27 protein-coding genes are annotated in these 23383 nt (G+C 39.0%); 10 read left to right on the forward strand and 17 right to left on the reverse strand.

Annotated elements, in window-relative coordinates:
• Window positions 1-122: 122 nt before the first annotated feature.
• From H4J73_RS16245 to H4J73_RS16255, 3 genes are read right to left on the reverse strand one after another with little or no spacing between them, the layout of a single operon-like run.
• Complete coding sequence (locus H4J73_RS16245; protein WP_182177460.1) at window positions 123-899, reverse strand: phosphoadenylyl-sulfate reductase; 777 nt, start codon at window positions 897-899, stop codon at window positions 123-125.
• Window positions 892-2640 carry an assimilatory sulfite reductase (NADPH) hemoprotein subunit gene (gene cysI / locus H4J73_RS16250; protein WP_220459976.1) on the reverse strand — a complete coding sequence of 583 codons (1749 nt, stop codon included), beginning with the start codon at window positions 2638-2640 and terminating at the stop codon, window positions 892-894. Before cysI ends, H4J73_RS16245 begins: the two co-directional genes overlap by 8 nt.
• The gene (locus H4J73_RS16255) at window positions 2640-4433 is read right to left on the reverse strand and encodes an assimilatory sulfite reductase (NADPH) flavoprotein subunit (protein ID WP_182223586.1); all 1794 of its coding nucleotides are present in this window, start codon (window positions 4431-4433) and stop codon (window positions 2640-2642) included. The genes cysI and H4J73_RS16255 overlap by 1 nt, the downstream gene beginning before the upstream one ends.
• 213 nt (window positions 4434-4646) lie before the next feature.
• On the opposite strand from H4J73_RS16255, the gene H4J73_RS16260 reads away from it, so the two are divergent.
• Window positions 4647-5753, forward strand: a complete 1107-nt coding sequence (locus tag H4J73_RS16260) for an NAD(P)/FAD-dependent oxidoreductase (protein ID WP_182223587.1) — start codon at window positions 4647-4649, stop codon at window positions 5751-5753.
• 248 nt (window positions 5754-6001) lie between these two features.
• Here the strand turns inward: H4J73_RS16260 and H4J73_RS16265 are convergent, their stop codons facing one another.
• A complete protein-coding gene (locus H4J73_RS16265) occupies window positions 6002-6760 on the reverse strand; it encodes an FKBP-type peptidyl-prolyl cis-trans isomerase (protein ID WP_182177466.1) in 759 nt (252 codons plus the stop codon).
• Between the two features lie 130 nt (window positions 6761-6890).
• Here H4J73_RS16265 and H4J73_RS16270 point away from each other — a divergent pair, with 130 nt between their 5' ends.
• Together H4J73_RS16270 and H4J73_RS16275 are read left to right on the forward strand one after the other, a co-directional pair.
• Window positions 6891-7883, forward strand: a complete 993-nt coding sequence (locus tag H4J73_RS16270) for a hypothetical protein (protein WP_310649640.1) — start codon at window positions 6891-6893, stop codon at window positions 7881-7883.
• A gap of 19 nt (window positions 7884-7902) precedes the next feature.
• A complete protein-coding gene (locus tag H4J73_RS16275) occupies window positions 7903-8139 on the forward strand; it encodes a SlyX family protein (protein ID WP_182177468.1) in 237 nt (78 codons plus the stop codon).
• Between the two features lie 68 nt (window positions 8140-8207).
• On the opposite strand, the gene H4J73_RS16280 is transcribed toward H4J73_RS16275, so the two are convergent.
• Entirely contained in the window at window positions 8208-8402 is a 195-nt protein-coding gene (locus tag H4J73_RS16280) for a YheV family putative zinc ribbon protein (RefSeq protein WP_182177470.1), read from the reverse strand.
• 102 nt (window positions 8403-8504) lie between these two features.
• Here H4J73_RS16280 and H4J73_RS16285 point away from each other — a divergent pair, with 102 nt between their 5' ends.
• The 6 genes from H4J73_RS16285 to H4J73_RS16310 all read left to right on the forward strand — a co-directional run bounded on the left by H4J73_RS16285 (window position 8505) and on the right by H4J73_RS16310 (window position 13529).
• Window positions 8505-10412, forward strand: a complete 1908-nt coding sequence (locus tag H4J73_RS16285) for an ATP-binding cassette domain-containing protein (RefSeq protein ID WP_182177471.1) — start codon at window positions 8505-8507, stop codon at window positions 10410-10412.
• Between the two features lie 68 nt (window positions 10413-10480).
• Window positions 10481-11203: a tetratricopeptide repeat protein gene (locus tag H4J73_RS16290; protein ID WP_182177473.1), complete on the forward strand. Its 723-nt coding sequence runs from the start codon at window positions 10481-10483 to the stop codon at window positions 11201-11203.
• 158 nt (window positions 11204-11361) lie between these two features.
• Window positions 11362-11490: a DUF3149 domain-containing protein gene (locus H4J73_RS16295; RefSeq protein ID WP_182177475.1), complete on the forward strand. Its 129-nt coding sequence runs from the start codon at window positions 11362-11364 to the stop codon at window positions 11488-11490.
• 257 nt (window positions 11491-11747) lie between these two features.
• A complete protein-coding gene (locus H4J73_RS16300) occupies window positions 11748-11930 on the forward strand; it encodes a hypothetical protein (RefSeq protein ID WP_182177477.1) in 183 nt (60 codons plus the stop codon).
• Window positions 11931-12303: 373 nt separating this feature from the next.
• Window positions 12304-13287, forward strand: a complete 984-nt coding sequence (locus tag H4J73_RS16305) for a hydrolase (protein WP_182177479.1) — start codon at window positions 12304-12306, stop codon at window positions 13285-13287.
• A complete protein-coding gene (locus H4J73_RS16310; RefSeq protein WP_182177481.1) occupies window positions 13284-13529 on the forward strand; it encodes a YheU family protein in 246 nt (81 codons plus the stop codon). The genes H4J73_RS16305 and H4J73_RS16310 overlap by 4 nt, the downstream gene beginning before the upstream one ends.
• A gap of 44 nt (window positions 13530-13573) precedes the next feature.
• On the opposite strand, the gene H4J73_RS16315 is transcribed toward H4J73_RS16310, so the two are convergent.
• Genes H4J73_RS16315 through nudE form a run of 3 tightly spaced genes read right to left on the reverse strand, consistent with a single transcriptional unit; the run spans window position 13574 to window position 15582 of the window.
• Window positions 13574-14152, reverse strand: coding sequence for a YceI family protein (locus H4J73_RS16315; protein ID WP_182177483.1), 579 nt, complete (start codon window positions 14150-14152; stop codon window positions 13574-13576).
• A gap of 27 nt (window positions 14153-14179) precedes the next feature.
• Window positions 14180-15004, reverse strand: coding sequence for a 3'(2'),5'-bisphosphate nucleotidase CysQ (cysQ, locus tag H4J73_RS16320; RefSeq protein ID WP_182177485.1), 825 nt, complete (start codon window positions 15002-15004; stop codon window positions 14180-14182).
• A gap of 17 nt (window positions 15005-15021) precedes the next feature.
• Window positions 15022-15582, reverse strand: a complete 561-nt coding sequence (nudE, locus tag H4J73_RS16325) for an ADP compounds hydrolase NudE (protein ID WP_182177486.1) — start codon at window positions 15580-15582, stop codon at window positions 15022-15024.
• 100 nt (window positions 15583-15682) lie between these two features.
• On the opposite strand from nudE, the gene yrfG reads away from it, so the two are divergent.
• The gene (yrfG, locus tag H4J73_RS16330) at window positions 15683-16357 is read left to right on the forward strand and encodes a GMP/IMP nucleotidase (RefSeq protein WP_182177488.1); all 675 of its coding nucleotides are present in this window, start codon (window positions 15683-15685) and stop codon (window positions 16355-16357) included.
• Between the two features lie 82 nt (window positions 16358-16439).
• Here the strand turns inward: yrfG and H4J73_RS16335 are convergent, their stop codons facing one another.
• Genes H4J73_RS16335 through gspF form a run of 9 tightly spaced genes read right to left on the reverse strand, consistent with a single transcriptional unit; the run spans window position 16440 to window position 23383 of the window.
• Window positions 16440-17183: a type II secretion system protein N gene (locus H4J73_RS16335; protein ID WP_182177490.1), complete on the reverse strand. Its 744-nt coding sequence runs from the start codon at window positions 17181-17183 to the stop codon at window positions 16440-16442.
• Complete coding sequence (gene gspM / locus H4J73_RS16340) at window positions 17183-17653, reverse strand: type II secretion system protein GspM (RefSeq protein ID WP_182177492.1); 471 nt, start codon at window positions 17651-17653, stop codon at window positions 17183-17185. The genes H4J73_RS16335 and gspM overlap by 1 nt, the downstream gene beginning before the upstream one ends.
• On the reverse strand, window positions 17653-18984 hold the full coding sequence (gene gspL, locus H4J73_RS16345; RefSeq protein WP_182177494.1) for a type II secretion system protein GspL: 1332 nt from the start codon (window positions 18982-18984) through the stop codon (window positions 17653-17655). Before gspL ends, gspM begins: the two co-directional genes overlap by 1 nt.
• Window positions 18984-20012 (reverse strand): type II secretion system minor pseudopilin GspK, encoded by a 1029-nt coding sequence (gene gspK / locus H4J73_RS16350; protein ID WP_182177496.1) that lies wholly within the window; start codon window positions 20010-20012, stop codon window positions 18984-18986. Before gspK ends, gspL begins: the two co-directional genes overlap by 1 nt.
• Window positions 20012-20662, reverse strand: a complete 651-nt coding sequence (gene gspJ, locus H4J73_RS16355) for a type II secretion system minor pseudopilin GspJ (RefSeq protein WP_182177498.1) — start codon at window positions 20660-20662, stop codon at window positions 20012-20014. Before gspJ ends, gspK begins: the two co-directional genes overlap by 1 nt.
• A complete protein-coding gene (gspI, locus tag H4J73_RS16360; protein WP_182177684.1) occupies window positions 20662-21036 on the reverse strand; it encodes a type II secretion system minor pseudopilin GspI in 375 nt (124 codons plus the stop codon). The genes gspJ and gspI overlap by 1 nt, the downstream gene beginning before the upstream one ends.
• 16 nt (window positions 21037-21052) lie before the next feature.
• Window positions 21053-21697 carry a type II secretion system minor pseudopilin GspH gene (gene gspH, locus H4J73_RS16365; RefSeq protein WP_310649641.1) on the reverse strand — a complete coding sequence of 215 codons (645 nt, stop codon included), beginning with the start codon at window positions 21695-21697 and terminating at the stop codon, window positions 21053-21055.
• A gap of 5 nt (window positions 21698-21702) precedes the next feature.
• On the reverse strand, window positions 21703-22137 hold the full coding sequence (gspG, locus tag H4J73_RS16370; RefSeq protein WP_182177688.1) for a type II secretion system major pseudopilin GspG: 435 nt from the start codon (window positions 22135-22137) through the stop codon (window positions 21703-21705).
• Between the two features lie 22 nt (window positions 22138-22159).
• On the reverse strand, window positions 22160-23383 hold the full coding sequence (gene gspF / locus H4J73_RS16375) for a type II secretion system inner membrane protein GspF (RefSeq protein ID WP_182177500.1): 1224 nt from the start codon (window positions 23381-23383) through the stop codon (window positions 22160-22162).

The following is a 23383-nucleotide window of genomic DNA, read 5'->3' on the forward strand; positions in this document are numbered from 1 at the left end:
ATAAAAAATCAGTGCCTACATTTATATAGGCCAATTGAATATGACGTTAACAGTATTAAACATAAAAAGGACAAGCATCCAAGATGTTTGTCCTTAAGATTAAATCTTTAGTAAGACTTACTTTAAATACCGTCACCGTCAGTATGTAGGCCACATTCTCTCGCCATGCCAGAAAAACGGGTATCACTTTCAGTCATACCTAACGTTAACGGTCGTGTACTGTGCGTGTCGCCAACGGATACATAACCTTTGTCCCATAATGGATGATAAGGCAAATTATGCTTCGTTAGGTACTCATGTACATCTTTATTACTCCAATCAATAATTGGATGAACTTTAAAGCGACCGCGTAAAATACTGACAACAGGCAAACCTTGACGATGCTCTGATTGCTGACGCCTAACACCAGAAAACCATGTTGCCGCATGCAGTTCATCTAAACCACGCTCGAGGGGTTCAACTTTATTACGGCGATTATAGGCTTTTAAAGATGCCTCATCTTTCGCCCATTCTTCGCCATATTTTGCTTGTTGCCATGCCGCACTTTCAGCTGCACTATACACTTGTAAGTTCAAGTTCAAACGTTCGTTGAGCTTTTCAATAAACTGATAGGTTTCAGGGAATAAGTGTCCGGTATCAGTAATAAGTACTGGGATATTTGCGTCAACTTGCGTCAACATATGCAACATAACCGCCGATTGAATACCAAAACTTGATGACAAAACAAACTGCGACGGTAAATTTTCCATCGACCACTCAACACGCTCGGTGGCGGTTTGCTTTTCTAACAACTCATTCCATTGATTTAACCATGGCTTAGGCAAAGAAGCGGGGAAACGGTTATTAATCGACGCCTTTATCTCTGTAACATTCGTACTGCTGCTTATAACTTTAGTCATGAAAATCTCGCTTGCTGTTTTTCACTTCTGCGATAATACCGGTGCGGATAGTAAAGTCGCCAAACGCTTCTCTATCCGTGCGCTCTGAAGACCAACGCCCCACTAGCGCATCCATTTCATCAAGAATATCTTGTTCGCTTAAGTTTTCTTTATACATTTTTGGTACACGCGTTCCGGCTAAGTTTCCACCTAAATGCATATTGTATTTACCCGGACCTTTACCGACTAAGCCAATTTCGGCCAACATTGCACGGCCACAGCCATTTGGACAACCCGTAACCCGTAAAATAATACTTTCATCACTCATCTTGTGTTTCGCTAAAATCCCCTCAACATCGGTGACAAAACCGGGTAAATATCGCTCGGCTTCTGCCATCGCTAATGGACAGGTTGGAAATGATACACAAGCCATAGAGTCTTTACGTTGCTTTGAAACAGTGTCATTCATCAAGCCATATTCACGAGCAATCGCTTCAATTTTTGCTTTGTCTTCGCTTGCCACTCCGGCCACAATTAAGTTCTGATTGGCTGTCATACGAAAATCACCTTTATGAATTTTCGCGATTTCAGCAACACCTGATTTAAGGGGTTTACCTGGTTTATCAAGTAAGCGACCGTTCTCAATAAATAATGCTAAGTGATGTCTACCATCAAAACCTTCAACCCAACCGATACGATCGCCACGTTCTGTGAACTCGTAAGGACGTGAGGTTTCAAACGTAATACCAGCACGTTGTTCAACTTCCGATTTAAAGGTCTCTACACCGACTCGGTCAAGCGTGTATTTAGTTTTGGCATTTTTACGGTTTACTCGGTTACCCCAATCGCGTTGTGTTGTAACAACCGCGGTCGCAACAGCTAAGGTATGAGCTAAAGGCACATAACCAAAGTCGTCTGCTTTGCGAGGATACGTTGACTTATCGCCATGGGTCATTGCTAAACCACCGCCAACGAGTACGTTGAAACCGACTAACTTGCCGTTTTTAGCAATCGCGATGAAATTTAAGTCATTGGCATGAACGTCAATGTCATTTTGTGGCGGAATAACGACCGTTGTTTTGAATTTACGTGGTAAGTAGTTACTGCCTAAAATAGGCTCTTCAGTTTCTTTACCTTCAGGGCCTTCAAGCTTTTCACCGTCTAACCAAATTTCGGCATAAGCACGAGTTTTTGGTAATAAATGCTCACTAATTTTTATTGCCCATTCATACGCTTCTTGATGAAGTTCTGACTCAATAGGATTAGAAGTACATAAAACATTACGGTTAACATCGCCAGCAGTAGCAATTGAATCGATACCAATACTGTTTAATGTTTGATGCATTAATTTAATATTTGGCTTTAATACGCCATGAAACTGAAACGTTTGACGTGTTGTTAAACGTATACTGCCATATGAGGTACTTTCTTGAGCAAATTTATCAATAGCTAACCACTGCTCTGGCTTGATAATACCGCCAGGCATACGAGCACGTAACATAACGTTATGTAATGGTTCTAACTTTTGCTTGGTGCGTTCACCACGAATATCACGGTCATCTTGCTGATACATACCATGAGTTCTAATAATATGATAATTGTCGGCAGTAAAACCACCTGTTGTCTGATCTTTTAAGTCATCAACGATTGTGCCACGTAAAAAATTACTGTCTGCTTTTAAACGTTCATTATCAGCTTGCTTACCTTCAACAATTAGTGGGCCTGGACCTGTTAGTACGATATCTTTATTTGTTGTCGTCATTAGTAAACATCCTTCTGGAAACGCTTCGCGTTGCGTAATTCTTTTAAATAGTCTTGTGCTTGTTCGATGCTTAATTTGCCATGCTCAGCAATAATATCGACTAAAGCGAGTTCAACATCTTTTGCCATACGGCTCATGTCACCACAAATATATAAATGTGCGCCACGCTCTAACCAAGCAAAAACTTCGCTGGCTTTTGCACGTAAACGATCTTGCACATATATTTTTGTTGCTTGGTCACGAGAAAAAGCTAAATCAAGGTTTGTTAACAAACCTGATTTTAAATAACCTTGCCATTCAACTTGGTATAAAAAGTCTTGTGTGAACGTTTGGTCACCAAAAAACAACCAGTTATCACCACTTGCTGTCGTCGCTTCACGTTCTTGCATGAAGGCTCTAAAAGGCGCAATACCTGTCCCTGGGCCAATCATTATTACCGGAGTATCGCCATTTTCAGGTAAACGAAAATTGTCGTTGTGTTCAATGAAAACTTTAACCATACCGCCTTCTTCAAGACGTTTACCTAAGAAGCTTGAAGCCCCCCCGGTTCTTAAATGATCATTGTCATTGTATTCAACTAAGCCTACAGTTAAATGCACTTCTTCTTCGACTTCCGCTTGACTAGAAGCAATAGAATATAAACGCGGGGTGATTTTTCTCAGAGCATCAGCAAAATCTTGCGCGGTAACTTCAGCCGGAGCCGCTTTGACTACATCAACAATTTGATGGTTACCCGCATATTCACGAGCAGCATTTTTATCTTCGCTTAAGGTAAGCAAGTTTTTATCTTTTGATTTATCAGCCCAAAAACTAATAAAATTAACCGCTGTTTGGGTGATTTCTAGTTTTGATGTTAACGCTTGGGCTAACGATAAACTTTCGCCCGCCACTTCAATGTTTTCATCTGCTGACAAATTCAATACTGAAATAAGTTCTGCCACTAAGCTTTCGTCATTTTCAAACCAAACACCTAAAGCATCGCCTGCTTGATAAGTTATACCTGAATCAGCTAAATCAATTTCAATATGGCGAACATCTTTCGCTGAATCACGGCCGGTAATTTTCTGACTTAAACTTAATTCAGCAGCATAAGGTGCTTGTTTAGTATATTCACTCATTGCACCTGCTGTTGGCATAGCAACGACATTGTTGGTGTCTACTTCGCTACCAAACAATGCTTTCGCTTTATTAACGACACTGTCTGACCATGCTTTTACATCTGCGTCATAATCAACATCGCAATCTACACGTGGCGACATTTGCTTTGCACCCAACTTACTTAAGTATTCGTCAAAATCTTTACCTGTTTGACAGAAAAACTCATAGCTGGTGTCGCCAAGAGCTAAAACACTATAGTATAAGTTGTCGAGCTTAGGGGCTTTCTTCGAGGCTAAAAATTCATGTAATGCAATGGCGTCATCAGGTGCTTCACCTTCGCCATTTGTACTCGCAACAATTAGTAAGTGTGTAAGATTCTTAATACTCTTAGGCTTAAAGTCGCTCATGCTTTTTAAGTCAATGACCATACCTTGCGCATGTGCTTGTGCGGCTAACGCTTTAGCAACACCTTTAGCATTTCCTGTTTGCGAACCAAATAAAATCGTTAGCGTTGCCGCCGGGGCTGCAACAGCTGATGGGCTAACGCCTGCGGATGCACCTTCAGATTTAGCCGCTAAATAACCACTTGCCCACGCAAGTTGTAACGCAGAGTAACTGCCAATAGTGTGTTGTAATGATGAAAGTTGATTTGCATCTAGCATAGTTTTCTGTAAGTTCTGTTGGTTTGGCAACATAAGGTCAATTCGCCCATTTAAATTTAATAAAATAATAATAGACTGGCTTTGCCGATAATAAAAAGAATAGAAAAGGCTTTTTTATTCCAAAATGGAATAAAAAAACTTTCAAACTAACAATGTTTATTGGTCATAGCTTTAAGCTATTCTTTTTCTTGATCTTTATATAAGAGACGACCACACTCTTAATAAGCTAACGTGATAGATGAAGTTATGGAAAAAGTAGCGGCGATAATTATTGGTGCAGGGGTTGTCGGGTTAGCCATTGGCGCTAAATTGAGTAACGATGTAAATAATGTCCTTATTATTGATAAAAACCCCCATTTTGGCGAGGAAACTAGTAGCCGTAATAGTGAAGTTATTCATGCTGGCATTTATTATCCTCAGCACAGTTTAAAAGCCAAACTCTGCGTAAAAGGCAAAGAAAAACTTTACCAATATTGTAAAGACCGCAATATTCCCCATCAACGCTTAGGAAAACTTCTCGTTGCCCATGGCCGCGCCGAAGAAATATCCTTAAAAAACACGTTAAAGCAAGCCGCACTTAATGGTGTTAATGATCTTACTTGGCTAACGGAAAGTGAGCTTAAAGTGTCTAATCCAGAGTTGCATGCCACTGCAGCTTTACTTTCCCCCTCAACAGGTATTATTGATGTTCATTGCTATATGCAAGCATTACTGGCAGACATTGAACACAATAAAGGCCAGTTTGTTGGACAAACCCAGTTTATTAACGCAGAAAAAAGTCGTGATGGATTTATTGTTACCTTAAATAGCCAAGGTGAGATCATGCAGTTACATTGTCATTATTTGATTAATGCCGGGGGATTACACAGCACCAAAGTGGCCGAAAACATTAAGGCTTTAGCAAAAACACATATTCCAAAACTTTATTATTGTCGAGGGCACTATTTTTCCTACCAAGGAAAAAGCCCTTTTACGCAACTGATTTATCCGCTACCTCAAGCATATGGTCTAGGTATTCATGCCTCATTAGATATTGGCGGACAATTAAAGTTTGGCCCAGACACGCAGTATATCGATAGTATTGACTACCAAGTATCGGCTCATTTAAAAGCTAAATTTGTTAGCGCTATTCAACGCTACTACCCAACTTTAGATGAGTCACGCTTGCAACCGGCTTATTCTGGTATACGCCCTAAACTGCAGGGTCCCTCTGATGGTTTTAAAGATTTTATTATTCAAGGCGAAAAAGAACATGGTTTAAAGGGATTAGTTAATTTATTTGGTATTGATTCGCCCGGCCTAACTTCCAGTTTAGCTATCGCTGAGTATGTTGGCGAGCAACTGGCAATATAAGATTATATCTTTGAATATCGGAGAATGACCATCCTGAACATATACGTTCCTTCCCATCCATGGCAACGCGTTATACCGTTCATCCTGAACATATACGCTCCTTCCCATCCATGGCAACGCGTTATACCGTTCATCCTGAACATATACGCTCCTTCCCATCCATGGCAACGCGTTATACCGTTCATCCTGAACATATAAAAGCCAATTGTTTACACAATTGGCTTTTTTGACAGAAACGTTATTACTGACTATTTAATCGCTTCTTCTGGTGTAGCTGCCTTTTTAATGTCTAATAATTCAATTTCAAACTGTAATACTGAATTACCTGGCATCCCATTTTGTGGGTTACCAGCTGGTCCGTAGGCTAAATCAGAGGGAATAGTAAAAATATACTTTGAGCCAACTGACATTAACTGTACGCCTTCCGTCCAACCTTTAATAACACGGTTTAATGGGAATACTGACGGCTTGCCGCGGTCGTGTGAACTGTCAAACTTTTCACCATCGATGAAAGTGCCAGTGTAGTGAACAGTTACCGTATCAGCGGCGCTAGGTTTTTCACCTTCACTTTCAGTTACAACAACATATTGAATACCTGATTCAGTAATTTTTACACCGTCTTTCTTAGCATTTTCTTCTAAAAACTTGGTGCCTTGTTCAATTGCTGCAGCAGATTCAGCTGTCGCTGCTTCTTGTTGTTTTGCTTTCATTTGTTCATCAAGACTCATTAATAACGCTTGAATCTCTTCTTTTTCAATAATTGACTTGCCAGCAAGACTGTCGGTAAATCCGCGGGTAATTAATGCTTGGTCAAGTGGAACACCTAATTTTTCATGTTGATCAAGGTTCTTTTGCATGTACATGCCAATTGAAGCACCTAAACTGTAAGATTGCTTTTGTATTTCAGTTTCTAAAACAGGCGCTGGTGCTGTTTGTTCTACACTTTCTTGACAGCCAAACACTGACACAAGTGCAATAGCTAACATAGTTGGCTTAAATAATTTCATTTTTTCTCCGTTAACATAACCTAGTACTCAGGTGGAGGAAGTCCCCTAAGCTATTGATTAAATATTATGTATTGTTAGACAATGCGGCTTATACTAACGATAAATTAACTAAGAAAAAAGTATTAATATTGTGAACAAGTGTAATAACAAGCTAACACTGCTTTTCGTCTGTCTCTTTTCCTTACTTAATAGCGCTTGTCAGCCTGCTGGCGACAAACCTATACAACGCTGGCAGCATGCTACAGAAGGCTCCTACGCGGCTAATCTTTCTAATGATGCTAAATACAGTGTTGTTTCTTCTATTCATCATGGTTTAAGTTTATGGGACATAGAAAAAAATGCACTAAAATACCGCTGGTCACAACAGCAAAACAGTAGCGATAACTTAGTGCTGTTAGCCGACATTTCAAACAACAATAGTCATGCGCTCACTGCAAACCGAGAAGCTTTTTCTTTGTGGAATATAACTACAGGAGAATCTGAGGGTTATTGGAAAGTACGCGAATCAACAATTCGTGATATTGCTTTGTCTAATAATGGTGATTTTATTCTCCTTGGTAAAAGCAACGGGACCGTTGTTCACATTACGATGAGTAACGGTCGTCGTTTAGAGTTTTTAGGTCACACAGAAAAAATTAATGCGGTTGACATGCTTCCCAATGGCCGTATCGCTATTTCAGGCGGTAATGATTACGTTGCTTATATATGGGACACACAAAGTGGTCAGGTTATTTATCGATTTAACCACCCAAGTAGGGTCACTATGGTGGCTATTGATCCCAAAGGTCGCTTCGCTTTTACCGCAGACAGTCAAAAATCATCGAACATTTGGGATTTAAAAACAGGTAAACGCATCAGCCAATTACAGTACTTTAATCGCCAGGAGATTTTCAGCTCTGTACGATTTTCTGACGATGGCACTAAATTATTAACCGGAGCTCCTACTCGAAAGGTTAACCTTTGGAGTATCGCGACGGGTGAAAGACTAGACAGCTGGCGAGTAACGCCAAAAGAAAGTATTCGTGCTGCGGGTGCGGTAGTGTATAGTGTCGCCTTTAGAGAAAAGAACCAAATCATCACTGAAAGTTCATCTGGATACGCTGAACTTTGGCAAAGAAAGTAGCGCTAGGTAACCCAAAATCATGACAATAGAAACCCCCAGAGACATTATCGAATTACGAGAAAGTGTGGAAGCGCTTCAATCTCGCAATGCTTTTCAAGACGATATTATTGAGCAATTAAACAATGAGCTTGCTATCCATCAATTAGAGCTTTCAGAGCTGAGATCTCAGCTAAAATTAATCGCTAGACGAGTGCAAGATAATGCTCCAGGGCAAAGCCAATCGCAAGAAGTAGAGCCACCACCACCTCATTATTAATGTAGTTGTTCTACTTCTACTCGTGTGAATGACATCCTGAATAATTTCAGGTTGTCAAAACACCCACATTACTCTTGCTTAAAAATACCAAACACTTGCTCTTTTGGACGAATTTGTTTCACGACATGTTCTTCTGGTTGTGACATCTGGTGTCCACAGCTCACGCAGGTGACTTTTTCAATGTTGTTTTCTTTGGTTAAACCCATCGTATCCATAGCATTACATTTTGGGCAAATAGCGCCAGCAATAAATCTTTTTTTCATGTTTTTCAATCCAAATAGAATCCAGTAACATTATTTTACCTTGAATCTTATCGATAGGAAAAGGACAATAGCACTCTGAATTAAAATGAGTAATTATAAACCATGATCATAGCCACCGACTTAAGCTTAGATAGAGGCGCTAAAAACCTTATAAAGGCATCAAGCTTTACTATACATCCTAACCACAAAGTTGGCTTAGTGGGCGCTAATGGCTGTGGAAAATCGTCTTTATTTGCTGCGCTATTAGGTGATTTACAACCCGACAGAGGTGATGTAAGCATGCCTTCGGGCTGGGATGTCGCCACGGTAAAACAAGAAACACCTGCGCTTGAACAATCAGCTTTAGATTATGTTATGGACGGTGATAAAGAGTTTCGTCAGCTGGAACAAAAACTTGAACAAGCACGGTTAAATGATGACGGTAACCAAGAAGCCCTCATTATTAACCACATTGATGCCATTAATGGCTATAGTTTGCCTGCACGTGCCAGCGAATTGTTACATGGGTTAGGTTTTTTACAAGAACAACTCGGTAATGCCGTAAAAGCTTTTTCGGGTGGGTGGCGAATGCGCCTTAACTTAGCTCAGGCTCTTATTAGCCGAGCAGATCTTTTATTACTCGATGAGCCCACCAATCATCTAGATTTAGATGCGGTAATTTGGTTGCAACGTTGGCTAAAACGCTTCACAGGTACTTTAGTGCTGATTTCACATGACCGCGATTTTCTTGACGATGTTATCGGACAAATTTTGCATATAGAGCACCAAGAGGCAAAGTTATATTCTGGAAATTATACCGCCTTTGAACGCCAACGCGCCGAACATTTAGCCCAACAAGATGCACAATTTCAAAAGCAGCAAAAAGAAGTTGCCCACTTAACCTCATTTGTTGATCGTTTTAGAGCAAAAGCCAGCAAAGCCAAACAAGCACAAAGTCGTTTAAAACGTCTACAAAAATTACCCGACTTAGCGCCAGCACATATCGACAGTCAATTTACCTTTAGTTTTAAAACACCCGAGACACTGCCGTATCCGTTATTGGCCTTAAAAGAAACGACCTGTGGCTATAGCCAAGAAGCCATTATTTTACGAGATGTCGGTTTAACACTTGTGCCCGGAAGTCGAATAGGTCTTCTAGGGAGAAATGGCGCAGGTAAATCGACACTGATAAAGTCGTTAGCTGGTGATATAGCGTTAATTAATGGCGAACGCTATTGTGCTCAAGATTTAACCATAGGTTACTTTTCTCAGCATCAACTTGAACAATTACATATGCCAAGCAGTGCTATTGAACATATTGTCCGTGCGAGACCTGAAACCACAGAGTTACAAGCTCGGAGTTTTTTAGGTAGCTTTGGTTTTACTGGCGACCAAGCATTATCACCGGTAGAAACCATGTCTGGTGGAGAAAAAGCACGCTTGGTATTGGCATTAATTGTTAATGAGAAGCCACAATTATTATTACTCGATGAACCCACTAACCATCTTGATTTAGAAATGCGTCAAGCCTTGGTCTTCGCTTTACAAGATTTCGAAGGGGCTATTATTTTGATCGCCCATGATCGCTTTTTATTAGAATCATGTGTTGACGAATTTTTCTTGGTGGCTAATGGGCAAGTTAATGAGTTTTTAGGAGATATTGACGATTATCAACAATGGTTAAACGACGATAAAAAGCAAACACTCAAAAATACCAAGCCAGCAAAATCTGCTGAAATTGTTGATAAGAAACAATTACGAAAAGAACAGGCTGAATTACGCAAAAAAGCATCACCGTTGCGTAAGCAAGCAGATAAGTACGAGAAAAAAGTACAGCTATTGCATACCGAATTAGCTGAGGTGGAAGCGATATTAGCCGAAAGTGATATATATCAAAGTGAGCATAAATCACGCTTAGCGACACTCATTAAGCAACAAGCGAGTCTCAAAGCAAACATTGAAGACAATGAAATGTATTGGCTTGAATTAGAAGAACAAATTGAAGAAGTTATGTTACAAGTTTCAATATAAAATTTAATCATAAATTTTACATTACTTGCTACACTTAATATCAATACCCTTAAAATAATGAGAACCTTATGAAAAAAACAGCATTCGCCCTTTTTTATCTAGCATTGCTTAGCAGTTTTTCAAGCTTTGCCTTTCAAGGTGATCTTGATAAAGGTATTTATGAATTAAACCGTGGCGCTTTTAAAGCCGCTATTGAAGAGTTTGAGCCGCTGGTTGCCCAAAAGTACTCTCCTGCTCAATACCAAATGGCTATGATTTATTTAAATGGCTATGGGGTGAAAAAAGATCCTAACAGAGCATTCGAGTTGCTGTCTCTTTCTGCTGCACAAGGCTACTCTGAGGCCCTATTTAACTTGTCACTTATGTATTCTGAAGGTGTGGTTGTTAAAAAAGATTTAAAAAAAGCGTTTACACTTATGGAAAGAGCAGCGATAAAAGACTTAGTTGGCGCGCAATTTAATCTAGGTGTGATGTATTTTAACGGTTTAGGTACTTATAAAGACTATAAGCAGGCGGCCCGTTGGTATACAACAGCAGCAAAGCAAAATTACGCTTTAGCGCAATTTAATTTGGCACTTATGCATTTTGAAGGATTAGGCGTAGAAAAAAGCGTAGAAATGTCTTATGTATGGAATATTATTGCGGCAAGTAATGGTTATAAAGATGCAGAAAAAAGTAGAGATATGGACGAATTAAAACTCAGTAGTGTACAAATGAGTGAAGCAAGAGAAAAAGCCAACAGACTCTATCAACAATTTATTGAACAAGAAGAATTGAAAGCTAAGAAATAAAATTACATATCCTTTTATAAAATGTTGAAGGAGCAACCATTAAATTAAAGAATCTTTGATCTATATCACAACCATAAAGTGAGTACCGATTTATAATGGCTATGACATTAAGTTATAGCCATTTTTGTTGTAACTCATTTATTTTTATGGAGTCTGTTATGAACTTTTTCGATATGATTATTAATGATCCTGTTGTGCTTTATTCTTTTGCTGGTTTAGTCATTGTTTTAGGTATTTGTGCATTTTACATCTACTATTTTCTTAAAAATATTCATGAAAATAACTGATTAGCATTCGCTATTGTCAAAACCCATTTATTCATAATACTTTATGTACAAAAATCGTTCAAAAGGGTGGTATTGGTTATACGAAGTAACTTATTTCAATTAATGATGATGTATTACTCGCACAATTCAAGTTAAATGTTGAGGTGTGCCTCTGAATTTATCCATTAATCCACCATCCTCTTTGCTTAACTATATTGAACGTAAAACTAAAGGGTGTGAAGAAACAGATGAGAAGCTATCTTCGGGGAAATGAGAGTATGCAAAAAGCCAAGGTTTTATCCATTCAATCGGTGAGACCGCTTAGCGATCCAAGCACTATTCACGATGAGCTAGACCAACTAACCGAACAAATAAATGCTGTAGCAGAAGAAGTACTTGGTGATCCTAGTTTTATTTCAAGCCTAGATGTCAGAGATCGAATGACAACCCAACAGCACTAGAAGACGCGCCTATCCATGTTAATGAATCAGCAAGCACACTCGGGCAAAAAGTAATGCTTTTAGTAGCCAGGTTATACTTATAAAGCCATACGGGTTGACGTGAGCGAATGTCGCTCTCGTATTCAAGATACTCATTACGCGTCAGTAACTTGTGAGAACGAACGCTTAAATGTTATTTTACCAGCCGCCGTGCTTAATAAAAAGGATGAGGAGTCTCGCAAAGGTATGCGCATTAATCAAAGAGTCTAGCATGCACAATTTATGATCAAGCTTAACAAGCTGAGCTTTATTTTGGGCTGACAATATCTATTTATTTTCAATTCACTTACAATCATATTATCCAAAAATCAGCACAGACCTCTATTACTTTAAAATGTTTACTCAAAGTCAATTCATTCCCGCTTGGTGGCTGCACAATGCTCATTGCCAAACTATTCTTGCCAAATTTCTAAGATCTAAAAAACATCTAGAAACTTGCAATGAAACGCTAGAGTTACCTGATGGAGATTTTATTGATTTAGCATGGACCGATAAACCTGAACAAGATGAAACTCGTCCTTTAGTTGTCGTTCTACATGGCTTAGAAGGCTCGGTTAACAGCCACTATGCCAAAGGTATGTTGTCGGCTATAAAAGAGAAGAAATGGCTAGGCGTACTTATGCATTTTAGAGGCTGTAGTGGACGAGTTAATAGAAAAGCCCGTTCATATCACAGTGGTGATACAGATGATATTAGCTATTTGACACAATTTTTAAAACAAAAATATCCGCAGCTACCGATGACAATTATTGGTTTTTCTCTTGGTGGAAATGTATTGGCGCGTTATTTAGCAAAAGAACCCAATAACCCTTATCAAGCGGCGGCAATAATTTGTGCACCATTACATTTAGCCAGCTGCAGTAAGCGGATCAACCAAGGTTTTTCAAGAATCTACCAAAAATACTTAGTTGGCATGCTTAAAGACAGTATTAAAGATAAAATGGCGCGTAATCTCCTTTCGGATCCGTTATCACAAAAACTGTCACAGAAATTAGACAAAATTAAAACCATTTGGCAATTTGATCAACAGGTTACGGCGCCTATTAATGGGTTTGATAGCGCTGAAGATTATTATCATCAAGCCAGTGGACGCTTTATTTTGGATAAAATCAATCAGCCCTGTTTGATTATTCATTCAAATGACGATCCCTTTTTATGTGATGAAAATACGCGTGATATTAGCAGTATTCCAAGTAACATATGTTTTGAGGTCAGTAAAAATGGCGGTCATGTTGGGTTTATTAATGGCAATAACCCTCTAAGACCTAAGTTTTGGCTAGAACACCGTGTTCCAAATTTTTTAGAGAGTTACTTATGATTATCCCTTATAAAGACCTAGAACCAGATACATTAAACAGTATTATTAGAGAATTTGTTTTGCGAGAAGGAACCGAGTACGGTGAGGCCGATGTGCCGTTATCAAAAAAAGTGGCAGACGTAAAAGTACAGTTGGCTAATGGTAGTGCATTCTTAGTTTATTCAGAACTTCATGATACGGTAAATATTTTGCCCATTGACCAGTTTAACCAACAAGAGAATGAGCAAGAAGCTGCACAGTAATATGTAAACAGAAACGAACACTCACTTGTGTTCGTTTCTCATGACTATTGGCTAAAAGTTAACACAAAACTCACGGGTACAGCATAAGCAATGCTTGGTAAACTTGCCAATGACTTTAATTTATTTATACCTGCCACTAAAGCAAAGTCTTCTGCTTTAATAATAAGAGGTTGCAAGGTTGTTACTATCATATTTTTTTCTGATAGCTTCGCCACCATTACCTTCAACATAAGCTCTTGCTCTTGACCATGTAAATTAAGACTCCCTTTCAGTGACATTTGTTCGCTTGAACCAATAGCGATCGCGTCAATATCTGTGGTACTGAGCTGAGCACTAAAGCTCGCTTGTGCAAAACTTTCTGTCTCAAATAGAAACTCAGCCATCCGCGCATCTCGTATAGCAATATTGGTGTCAACACTGCTCAAGTCAATGGTGATATTTGCTAAGCCACTATCGTTGATAAGACCAGAAAATGTTTTAAAGTGGTGATTTTCGGCAATAGTGCCTTTTTTAATAGAAACAAAGGTTAACGATGAGTTTTTTGAATCAAGTTGCCAAGCACTGTAAGCTGGAGTGGCAATGAATAAAGAAAAACTTAATATAAAAATAGATAAAACACGCATAGTGGGTCCTTTTAAAAAATATAAAATTTAAGAGCGTTTTGCTCGGTGAGGTTTAACAATTTGTTGCCAAGGGATATTACTCGCGCCTAAGGTCATAAAATCAGGATTCATTAAACCTTCTCGTTGGTTATAAGTTAACGGTAAAAACTCACTATCAATTATTGAACCACCGGCTTGTTCAATAATACAATGACTTGCACCGGCATCCCACTCACCTGTTGGGCCAATACGTAAATAGCAATCGGCCCCCCCCTCAGCAATTAAACAGTTTTTAAGTGAACAACTGCCCAGTGATACATATTCAAAGGTAAAGTCTTTATTATTGAGGTATTGCCCCATAAGACTGACCTCTTGGCGGCGACTAATCGCGACTTTAATTTTTCGCTTACCATCGTATTGGGCGACATGAATTTGCTTGCTGCCAAGGTTGTTCTCTTTAAAAGCACCCAGTTTATTTTGTCCATAATAGGTTAATTGATGATCAGGCGCATGAATAACACCAATACTCGGCCAACCATTCTCCACCAGCGCAACATTCACCGCGAAGTCTCCGCTGCCCATAATAAACTCACCGGTACCATCAATGGGGTCAAGTAACCAATAACGTGACCAATTTTTTCGCTCGCAAAGTGACAATACACCCACTTCTTCAGAAATAATAGGAATGCCGGGTGCTAAGCGTGAAAGCTCTTGCATTAAGACATCGTTAGCCGCAAAATCGGCACTGGTTACAGGGCTGTTATCGTCTTTCACTTCTGCCGTATAATCGCCAGTTTTATAATGTTTAGCGACTTCAATACCTGCTTTTTTCGCACTTTCTATCGCGATGGCGAGTAACGTTTCATTATTCATTAACATTCACTTAATTTTTATTTTGAGGTTTTATTCACTAAATCTTTTACTAGCATTAAAGCGGCAATGCTTCTTGCTTCATTAAAATCAGGTTGCGCCAACAAAGCTTGATAGTCTGCAATTTTCCAAACAACGATCTCTAATTCTTCAGGCTCATCACCCAGTAATTTTTCAACATATAAATTTTCAGCGAGAAATATTTCCATTGATGCTGCGAAAAAAGCCGGAGCGGTTGCGACTCGATGAACATGTGTGAGTTTCTTTGCTCCATAACCAACTTCTTCTTTTAATTCACGGTTAGCAGCCTGCTCGGGAATTTCGCCTTCATCGATAAGCCCTTTTGGAAAACCAAGTTCATAAGTATGGGTGCCCGCACAATATTCACGTACTAATAATAATGTTTCATTATCAAGCATAGGTACAATCAACACGGCGCCACGACCATACCCTTGCATACGTTCATATTCTCGTTTTTCGCCATTACTAAAGGTGAGATCTATTTGTTCAATTGCAAATAAGCGGCTTTTGGCAACTTGCTTGCGCTGGGTTATTTCGGGGAGTGTTAGAATATTGCTCATGGGGTCTAAAACCTAAGAGTTAAATATTAATAATATAGTCTTAGAATAGCACGTTAACTTTAGATATAATTAATAAATAATAGCTCAAAGGAAAAATAAAATGCTTAATTGGTCAAAAATTTCCACTGTCCTTTTAGATATGGATGGCACTATCCTCGATTTACATTTTGACAATTATTTTTGGCTACATCATTTACCTTTACGCTACAGCGAAAGCGCAAAGATATCACTTGAACAAGCAAAAGAAAACTTGGCAATCCATTATGAAAAAGTGGTGGGGACAATTGACTGGTACTGTTTAGATTATTGGGCTGAACAAACAAAATTACCCATTCAAGCATTGAAGCGTGAAGTACAACACTTAATTAGTTTACGCTGTGATGCGCATGATTTTATGGTGGCGTTACGCGAAAGTGGTCGAGAGATTATTCTTGTTACAAATGCTCATCCAGATAGTTTGTTACTTAAAATTGAGTTGACTCAACTCGATAAGTATTTTGATGTTTTATATTCAACGCATGACTTTGGGGTAACGAAAGAATCACAATTGTTATGGGAACGTTTACAGGGAAAACAAGGCTTTGACCTAGGTAATACCTTGTTTGTTGATGACAGTATTAATATTTTAGAGTCAGCCCAGCAGTATGGTTTTGAACATTTATTAGCGGTTGAAAATCCTGATAGTCAAAAAGCGACACGTACTATAAATAGCTTTCCATCAACATCAGATTTTAGAACATTAATTGATGAAATCAGAAAAAACCCCATTAAATAGTTAATGAACGTGAGTCATCCTAACCAGAGTCGGGATGACTATACCGTGAATTAACCTTTCTAGTATCAGGCCTATTGGTTGATTAAAAGTTCAAGCGGTAACGTCCTTGGTTATCAGCCTTGCCAATAAAAGATAAAGCGGGTTTAAGCTTTTCCGGAAAATTAGCACTGGGCATTAAATAGCCATTTCCAGAAGCTCTTTTCATATTATGTACATAAGCGGAAAACGTTAAACCAAGATCATTTTCAGGTGAAATAATAAGGGCTAAAGCACCTTTTTCACAAGCTAAGGCAGCCGATAAAGCCCCTAATTTTACTTTTTCTGATAATGCCGTTATTGATGCTTTCTTCCAGTCTATAGCCCCAGTCATTTGCTGACATATTGGTTTGCCAACAATAAATTCATCGACCTTTATATCAATAAGGTTATGCGCTTGCAACGGTATAGGTAAATTGAGTTTTTCAGCAATTTGATTAGCCGCTAGACTGATCTCTGCATCGGTGATCTTGATTTTTTCAAGCAATTGGCTCGCGGTGAGTTTCCCTTCTGGACCACTAAATAATGCCCCGCCAAACGTTAACTTAACTTTGGGATCAAGCATTAATAATGAAAAGAAACTTAACTCACTACTGACATTATTAATATCGACATTATCAATACGCACTTGTTTTGCATAGCTTCGCCACACCGTACCTGAAAGCTCAGATACTTGGGCATTATTGGGTAAGTTAATAAAACTAATAACCCAAGCAGCAGGCATCGTAGAGATTAAAAAGACAATATAAACACTAAAAAAAATTGCTCCATAAGCAAACCACTTTTTCATTAACCTTTTCCTAATTGTAAACGACGCACTCTCACGACACCGTTGCGTTCAGCTTTACTTAAATCAATACTTTTCACAACTAAACCTTCATTGTTAGCTAAAAACTCAAGCCAACTGAGTAATTGTATAAACGGTACTTCATCGATCCAAACTTGCAAGTCTTCACCTTGAGGCTGTAAACGTGCGATAGAAATATTATTGCGACCTGCACTGCCATTTACAATACTAGAAAGGCTGCCATTACTCACGGCTGATGCAGCTCTTTTTTGAGATTGTTGATAGCGTTGTGTACTTTCTTGTACCCAGGTAAAAAGTGCTTGCTGACGCACTAACTTTTGTTGAGTTTTTTGGGTGTTATTAACCAATGGCTGCCAAATGATACTGTAAAATAAAAACAGCACCACCACCAAACTCATGATCGCAACGAGTCGTTGCTCAGAGCTTTTTAATTGTTGCCACCAGACTTTCATTATCGCCCCTTACTTGTATTCGTTGATTGCTGATTATTAATATCACTGCTAATACTAAATGAACCAGAAATTTGATCACCTTGATTATTTTGTGCGCCCAATGAAACTGTTAAGTTGCTTTTTTCAAGGGCTATTTTTAACTGATCAAAATATTGATAATCACTGGCCGTTGCCTGCATACGAATTTCATTTCGCTTGCCATCAAACTTCAAGGTATGAGGTTTTATTTCTGGCACTAGGGCTAATGCTGGCTGAACTTGGGTTAATATTGCTAAAAAGCCACTTTCACCACTAGAGTCGCCTACCTCTTTGAGCTTTTGTTTAAGCTGAGACCGAATAGTTGTCACTCGAACACGCTTCGTTTTAGGAAAGGTCTTTTTGTAGGTACTAATAATCTGCTGTTCTAATTGTGCCTGCTGACTATTGAGTTGCATTAATTCGGCGCCTTTAATTCCTACATTTAGCAATAAAGCAAACGTTGCAATACCTGCGGCCCATAACCAGCCTGTTAACGCCGGTGAACGTTGTTCTTTGGTTTTAAATTCACCTTGCAACAAGTTAAATTTATCTGCTTTATCATGGCTATATGTTGCAGCCAATAACGCCAAAGGTAACTCTTCTGGCATCACATTAATGATAAGTTCAGCGGTCGATTCTGGCAAGACTGAATAAGCATTTAAAGAGAACGAAGTAGGCTCTTCGTGATGGCTATCATCATCCACTGACTTTGCTTGCGCGCTTTTACCTTCGACAACGACTTCGGTGTTACTCAGCGACTGACTCATAATTGGCCAAGTATTGTTGTCTATCGTGGCTCCTTGCCACTTTCCTTGTCGTATCAGTATTTGCTCACCTAAGACAATCGCACTACCGACATTAGCCTTACTCAATGGCATAGCGAGTACGTCAGGTATTATTTTTTTACAGGTAATATCAGCGTTTTCTAACCACGCTTGCCATAGCTTAAGCTGAGCATACTCAACGACTGCAACAAAACAGTTATACTTGCTATTGGCAATTTTTATCCCGCTGTAAGCGAAGAACAAATCTTCCACGTCTTGCGCTAATTCATCTTCAAGCATATACGGTACTGCTAAGCGCATCGCTTTCGCAGACTTACTCGGCACCGTTAAACTTTTCAGACTAATGTCACTCGCTGGAATAAAGGCAATAACTTCACGCTGCTTTGCCTTTTCAGCGAGTTGCTCTAGTGCATTTGCATCGGGGAGTTCCCCACTTGCAATGATGCCTTCTTGATCGTCACTAAATATTAGCCAATGCACCGCATCTTTCGCGCTACTGCCTAATCGGATGTATAACTTTTCGGCCATTACTCTCGTCCTATGGTACGACTCACTACAGAGATATTATTATTACTTTCAACTTTCATTAAAGTACTTAACGCAAAGAAACTGTTGTTAAAACTGGCAATACTTTTAAGTTTAAAATATTGGCTGTCAACAACAAATTGCTTCTTTTGCTCATTAGTTATTTTTTTATTTTTAACTATTGCTTGCAGACTAAAAAAGTCATTAACTGTTTTAAAACCATCACCTTTTCGGTCAGCTAATGCTTGCTCAACATCAGCGAGAGGAATATCTAGCAAGACCTGTAAAAGTTCTGCTTGTTCGATGCGAACAGTATTTAGGTTTATTTCATGCAAATTACTATTGGGTAGTACGCAAACATACGCTTTTAATTTATTGATAACGGGCACAGTAAAGTGTTCGATTAGGCGCAGCTCGGTAATACTTGCTAAATAGTGATTAGCCGGTAAATAAGGAAACTCTTTTGCTGAGTAGTCATTATCTTCTGCTCCACCAGCACTCGCTATAGCACTGTCTTGATCAAGCCAATCAATTAACGCATCGGTCATATACTCAGCTTCAAACTGACTAACACCTTCGACGCCTAGTGAAATAATTAATTCTTTAAAGGCCTCTTGTATTGGCGGTTTTTTAAGTCCTGAAGGGGTGATACTTGAATTGGTTCTTAACGCATTCAAGTTCAAACAAGCTTGCATATCAAAGATTTCACCGGTGATTTGTCCAAAATCTACGGGATAGCTTGTTTCTCCTTGCGCCCATATTTGCTCTAAATGCGTGATCTCTTTTTCATCTTCAAAAGCATTAATTAATATTGTTTTTGCAAACGCTTCAGCTCCCATCGCATACCAATAAGCTTGCTGATTTAGCGTTATGTTATTCGTTCGTTGCATTTGTAACTGTAAACGAGCTGTCATTTGTGTTGCAAGGACGGCGGCTAAAGCGACAATCAGCAAAACGGTGATCAGAGCAACACCCCGATTATTTTGATAGGGTTTTGTTTTTATCGCCCGAGGTAACTGATAATCAAACATTACGGTTTCCCTGACAAAGCAGCTGAATTACCAAGGTTGTCACCTGCGACTAAAAACTCTCTGCGGATCAGTCCGTAATCTTTCGTTAGCAGCTCTATCGCAATAGCTTGCGGTAAACTTTTGCTAATAATTTCTTTTTGCCATTTTTTATTATAGTAAAATTCAAAATTTAGCGCTTCAATTTCTGTGATTAGCTTCCTTACTTTAGGCTCTTGTCCTTGAATAGCATCAACAAAATTAAAATGAAGTCGCTCAAACGTTTCATCGTTTAATTGGTAGGCAACTGATTGCATTGTACTGCGCGGTAAGAGTAAACCCGGGTTTGTCCATCCGTGTCGAACAAAGGCTAATGTACTCTCACTATTTGAGAAACTGTTATTGTCGGTATATAAAAAGTCCACCTGCGGCTCTTCACCATTTAGCCGCATACTACGCTTGGCAATTTGCAGTAAATCTCGTTCAATTAATAAAAAACCACGCTGTAGTTCATTGACTCGTTCTGTGTGAATTTTAGAAGACTCATTACTTTTTAAGACCGTATTAAAAATCGTAAAACTACTCAAGCTGATCATCGAAAAAATTGCGATGGCTATTAATACTTCTAAGAGGGTAAAGCCTTTAATTTTTGGCTTCTTAATATGAACACTCATCAAAGCTGACTCTTTGACAGATAGGTTACCATGCTGGTAATCGCTAATTTTTGATCTTCTTTATTGCGCACTTCAATGACAACGGAGCGCATATTTTTATTTTCTGTTTTAATCACTTTTTGTAGCCAAAACCATTCTTGGCCAGCCATTTCAACTTTGCCTTTTTTATTATTTTTAGGTGGCCACTCTTCTGCTAAAGTTACGGCAACTAATTGATTAGAAGCAACCCAATTGGCTAATACTTTACTTTCCAAGTGACTTAAATTTTTGAAGTTATTGTCAGCCGCACTTAATAAGGCAATACCCGCAATTGAAAAGATGGCCATCGCTAACATGACTTCAATTAAGGTGAAGCCTAATGATAATTTATGCATTGATTTCTGCACCTGATTAGTCATCAAAGAGTGGTCCTTCGACGTTTAATGGGGTGGTATATAGACCGGTTACTTTAAAGTAAAGTTTTGCTTCAGTATAACCATTTTCAATAAATTGAAAGCGTAAGCTAAACGGTGTAATTTCGCCGCCAGAGAGCATATAAATTTGTGGGATGAGTTTTTTCTTCTTTTTCGTGTTTTCTAAGTCATCTTCTTCTTTTAGCTCATCCTCTGTGTTTTCTGCTTGCAGCTCATTAAATGACTCAGTATCAAATAATTGTGGTTCTTCTATGGGTAAATCATCAAGTTGTAAAACTAACTCAACACCCTCGGGTAATTTATAACGACTGAACAGTTCATTTTCAGAAACATCAGACCAACTTACACCATCGTAGCCTAGGAATTGATAGCCATTTTTATCAATCATTAACCCAAGTTCAATGTTGTTCAACATACCGTATTCAGCAGCAATACTGAAAACACCCGCAAAACGTTTACTTGACTGCTCAAGGGTTTCTTCGGTTTTGTTACCTGAGGCCGTAAACTGCACAACAGAAACCATTAATCCAACAAGCACAATCACCAGCATCACTTCAATTAAAGTGAAGCCGTTTGGTCGATTATTACGGTTAAAATAATGGTTCATGTTAAATTTTTTCACAAGACCTACTGGTAGTCGCCAAGGTTCCAATTACCAATATCATCTTCGGTACCTGGTTCACCGTCGGGTCCCATGGTAAAGATATCAATATCTCCATTTTCTCCTGGGTTTAATAATTGATATTCGTTACCCCAAGGGTCATCCGGTAAACGTTTAACGTAACCACCATTTGGAAAGCGACGCGGTAAAGGCTCAACATCAGTTTCTTCAACTAAAGCCTCCAAACCTTGCTCTGTACTGGGATATTTATAATTATCCATTTTGTACATACTCAACGAGGTTTCTAAGGCATTAATATCTTGTACCGCTTTTTGAACCTTTGCTGTATCCATATTACCCATTAAGTTTTGAACAACGACACTGCCTAATAAACCGATAATCACGATAACAACCATGACTTCTAATAAGGTAAAACCTCGTTGTTTATTTTTCGCTTTCATTGGTTGAGTTTTTTCGTACACATTAACCTCCTACTAAGGTATTTAACTGAAGAATAGGCTGTAATATAGCCATTACTATAAAAAGAACGATACCGGCCATAACAATCATCAAGGCGGGTTCAAAAGCTTTTAGCGATATATTCATCAACGCTTCAAACTCTCTATCTTGGTTGTCTGCTGAGCGACCCAACATGTGTTCAAGCTTGCCACTTTTTTCACCACTGGCAATCATATGAAGCATCATCGGGGGAAATAATTTCGTTTGCTCTAAAGAAACCCGAAGACTTGCACCTTCACGCACTTTGTCTGCTGATTCTTTTACACATTTTTTAATGTATAAATTTTCTAAAACTTCACCTGATATTTTCATACTTTCCAGTAAAGGCACAGCACTAGCGGTAAGGATACTTAAGGTACGTGCAAAACGAGCGGTGTTAATACCTCGAATTATTTTTCCTATGCCAGGCAGGCTGATCACTTTTTGATGAAAAGCAAATTTGAACGTGGCCTTTTTCATTAAATGAGTAAACCCAGCAATAAGCAGGGTAATTAGTATAAGAATATACAAACCGTTATCTCTGAGAAAATCACTGGCGCTGATTAAAAACTGTGTTGACGCCGGTAAGCTTGCTCCCATGTGATCAAACTGACCAACAATTTTCGGCACTACCGCAGTGAGCAGTATAGCAATAACGCCGATGGCTACTACGGTCATAATAACAGGGTAAATAAGCGCTTGAATTATTTGTGAACGTAATAGCTCGCGCTGCTCTGTGTAGTCAGCCAAACGGTTTAATACGGTGTCTAAAAAGCCCGACTTTTCACCGGCTGCTACCATTGCACGATATAAACCACTAAATACATAAGGAAATTCTGACATGCTTTCTGCTAAACCATAGCCCTCAGTTACTTTAGTACGCACAGCCATGATCATACTTTTCATGCTGTTTTTTTCACATTGCTCGCCAACAGCAAGCAATGACTCTTCAATTGGTAAACCTGACTCTACTAAGGTTGCTAACTGCCGTGTGATTAATGCAAGCTCGGCAACGGACACTTTTGTTCGACCCGCAAAGCGCGACTTATTTGCTGCTTGCTTGGTTTTTTGTAAGCTTGGTGTTACCTCTGTTGGCATCAAACCTTTGTCACGTAATAAGCCACGTACATGTCTGGGTGTATCGCCTTCGATAACGCCCTTTACCGCTTTACCACGGCTATTTACTGCTTGATAATCAAAAGCTGCCAT

Origin of the sequence: Colwellia sp. MB3u-41, from assembly GCF_014076845.1 — a bacterium.
Lineage (GTDB): Bacteria > Pseudomonadota > Gammaproteobacteria > Enterobacterales > Alteromonadaceae > Colwellia_A.

Coding starts and splice junctions, on each gene's coding strand:
- H4J73_RS16260 (WP_182223587.1), top strand. CDS start 4,647: ATGGAAAAAGTAGCGGCGATAATTATTGGTGCAGGGGTTGTCGGGTTA.
- H4J73_RS16265 (WP_182177466.1), bottom strand. CDS start 6,760: ATGAAATTATTTAAGCCAACTATGTTAGCTATTGCACTTGTGTCAGTG.
- H4J73_RS16280 (WP_182177470.1), bottom strand. CDS start 8,402: ATGAAAAAAAGATTTATTGCTGGCGCTATTTGCCCAAAATGTAATGCT.
- H4J73_RS16315 (WP_182177483.1), bottom strand. CDS start 14,152: ATGCGTGTTTTATCTATTTTTATATTAAGTTTTTCTTTATTCATTGCC.
- H4J73_RS16245 (WP_182177460.1), bottom strand. CDS start 899: ATGACTAAAGTTATAAGCAGCAGTACGAATGTTACAGAGATAAAGGCG.
- gspK (WP_182177496.1), bottom strand. CDS start 20,012: ATGTTTGATTATCAGTTACCTCGGGCGATAAAAACAAAACCCTATCAA.
- gspF (WP_182177500.1), bottom strand. CDS start 23,383: ATGGCAGCTTTTGATTATCAAGCAGTAAATAGCCGTGGTAAAGCGGTA.
- nudE (WP_182177486.1), bottom strand. CDS start 15,582: ATGAGCAATATTCTAACACTCCCCGAAATAACCCAGCGCAAGCAAGTT.
- gspM (WP_182177492.1), bottom strand. CDS start 17,653: ATGAAAGTCTGGTGGCAACAATTAAAAAGCTCTGAGCAACGACTCGTT.
- yrfG (WP_182177488.1), top strand. CDS start 15,683: ATGCTTAATTGGTCAAAAATTTCCACTGTCCTTTTAGATATGGATGGC.
- H4J73_RS16290 (WP_182177473.1), top strand. CDS start 10,481: ATGAAAAAAACAGCATTCGCCCTTTTTTATCTAGCATTGCTTAGCAGT.
- H4J73_RS16255 (WP_182223586.1), bottom strand. CDS start 4,433: ATGTTGCCAAACCAACAGAACTTACAGAAAACTATGCTAGATGCAAAT.
- gspL (WP_182177494.1), bottom strand. CDS start 18,984: ATGGCCGAAAAGTTATACATCCGATTAGGCAGTAGCGCGAAAGATGCG.
- gspI (WP_182177684.1), bottom strand. CDS start 21,036: ATGCATAAATTATCATTAGGCTTCACCTTAATTGAAGTCATGTTAGCG.
- H4J73_RS16300 (WP_182177477.1), top strand. CDS start 11,748: ATGCAAAAAGCCAAGGTTTTATCCATTCAATCGGTGAGACCGCTTAGC.
- H4J73_RS16285 (WP_182177471.1), top strand. CDS start 8,505: ATGATCATAGCCACCGACTTAAGCTTAGATAGAGGCGCTAAAAACCTT.
- cysI (WP_220459976.1), bottom strand. CDS start 2,640: ATGACGACAACAAATAAAGATATCGTACTAACAGGTCCAGGCCCACTA.
- gspG (WP_182177688.1), bottom strand. CDS start 22,137: ATGAAAGCGAAAAATAAACAACGAGGTTTTACCTTATTAGAAGTCATG.
- H4J73_RS16310 (WP_182177481.1), top strand. CDS start 13,284: ATGATTATCCCTTATAAAGACCTAGAACCAGATACATTAAACAGTATT.
- H4J73_RS16295 (WP_182177475.1), top strand. CDS start 11,362: ATGAACTTTTTCGATATGATTATTAATGATCCTGTTGTGCTTTATTCT.
- gspJ (WP_182177498.1), bottom strand. CDS start 20,662: ATGAGTGTTCATATTAAGAAGCCAAAAATTAAAGGCTTTACCCTCTTA.
- H4J73_RS16335 (WP_182177490.1), bottom strand. CDS start 17,183: ATGAAAAAGTGGTTTGCTTATGGAGCAATTTTTTTTAGTGTTTATATT.
- H4J73_RS16275 (WP_182177468.1), top strand. CDS start 7,903: ATGACAATAGAAACCCCCAGAGACATTATCGAATTACGAGAAAGTGTG.
- H4J73_RS16305 (WP_182177479.1), top strand. CDS start 12,304: ATGTTTACTCAAAGTCAATTCATTCCCGCTTGGTGGCTGCACAATGCT.
- cysQ (WP_182177485.1), bottom strand. CDS start 15,004: ATGAATAATGAAACGTTACTCGCCATCGCGATAGAAAGTGCGAAAAAA.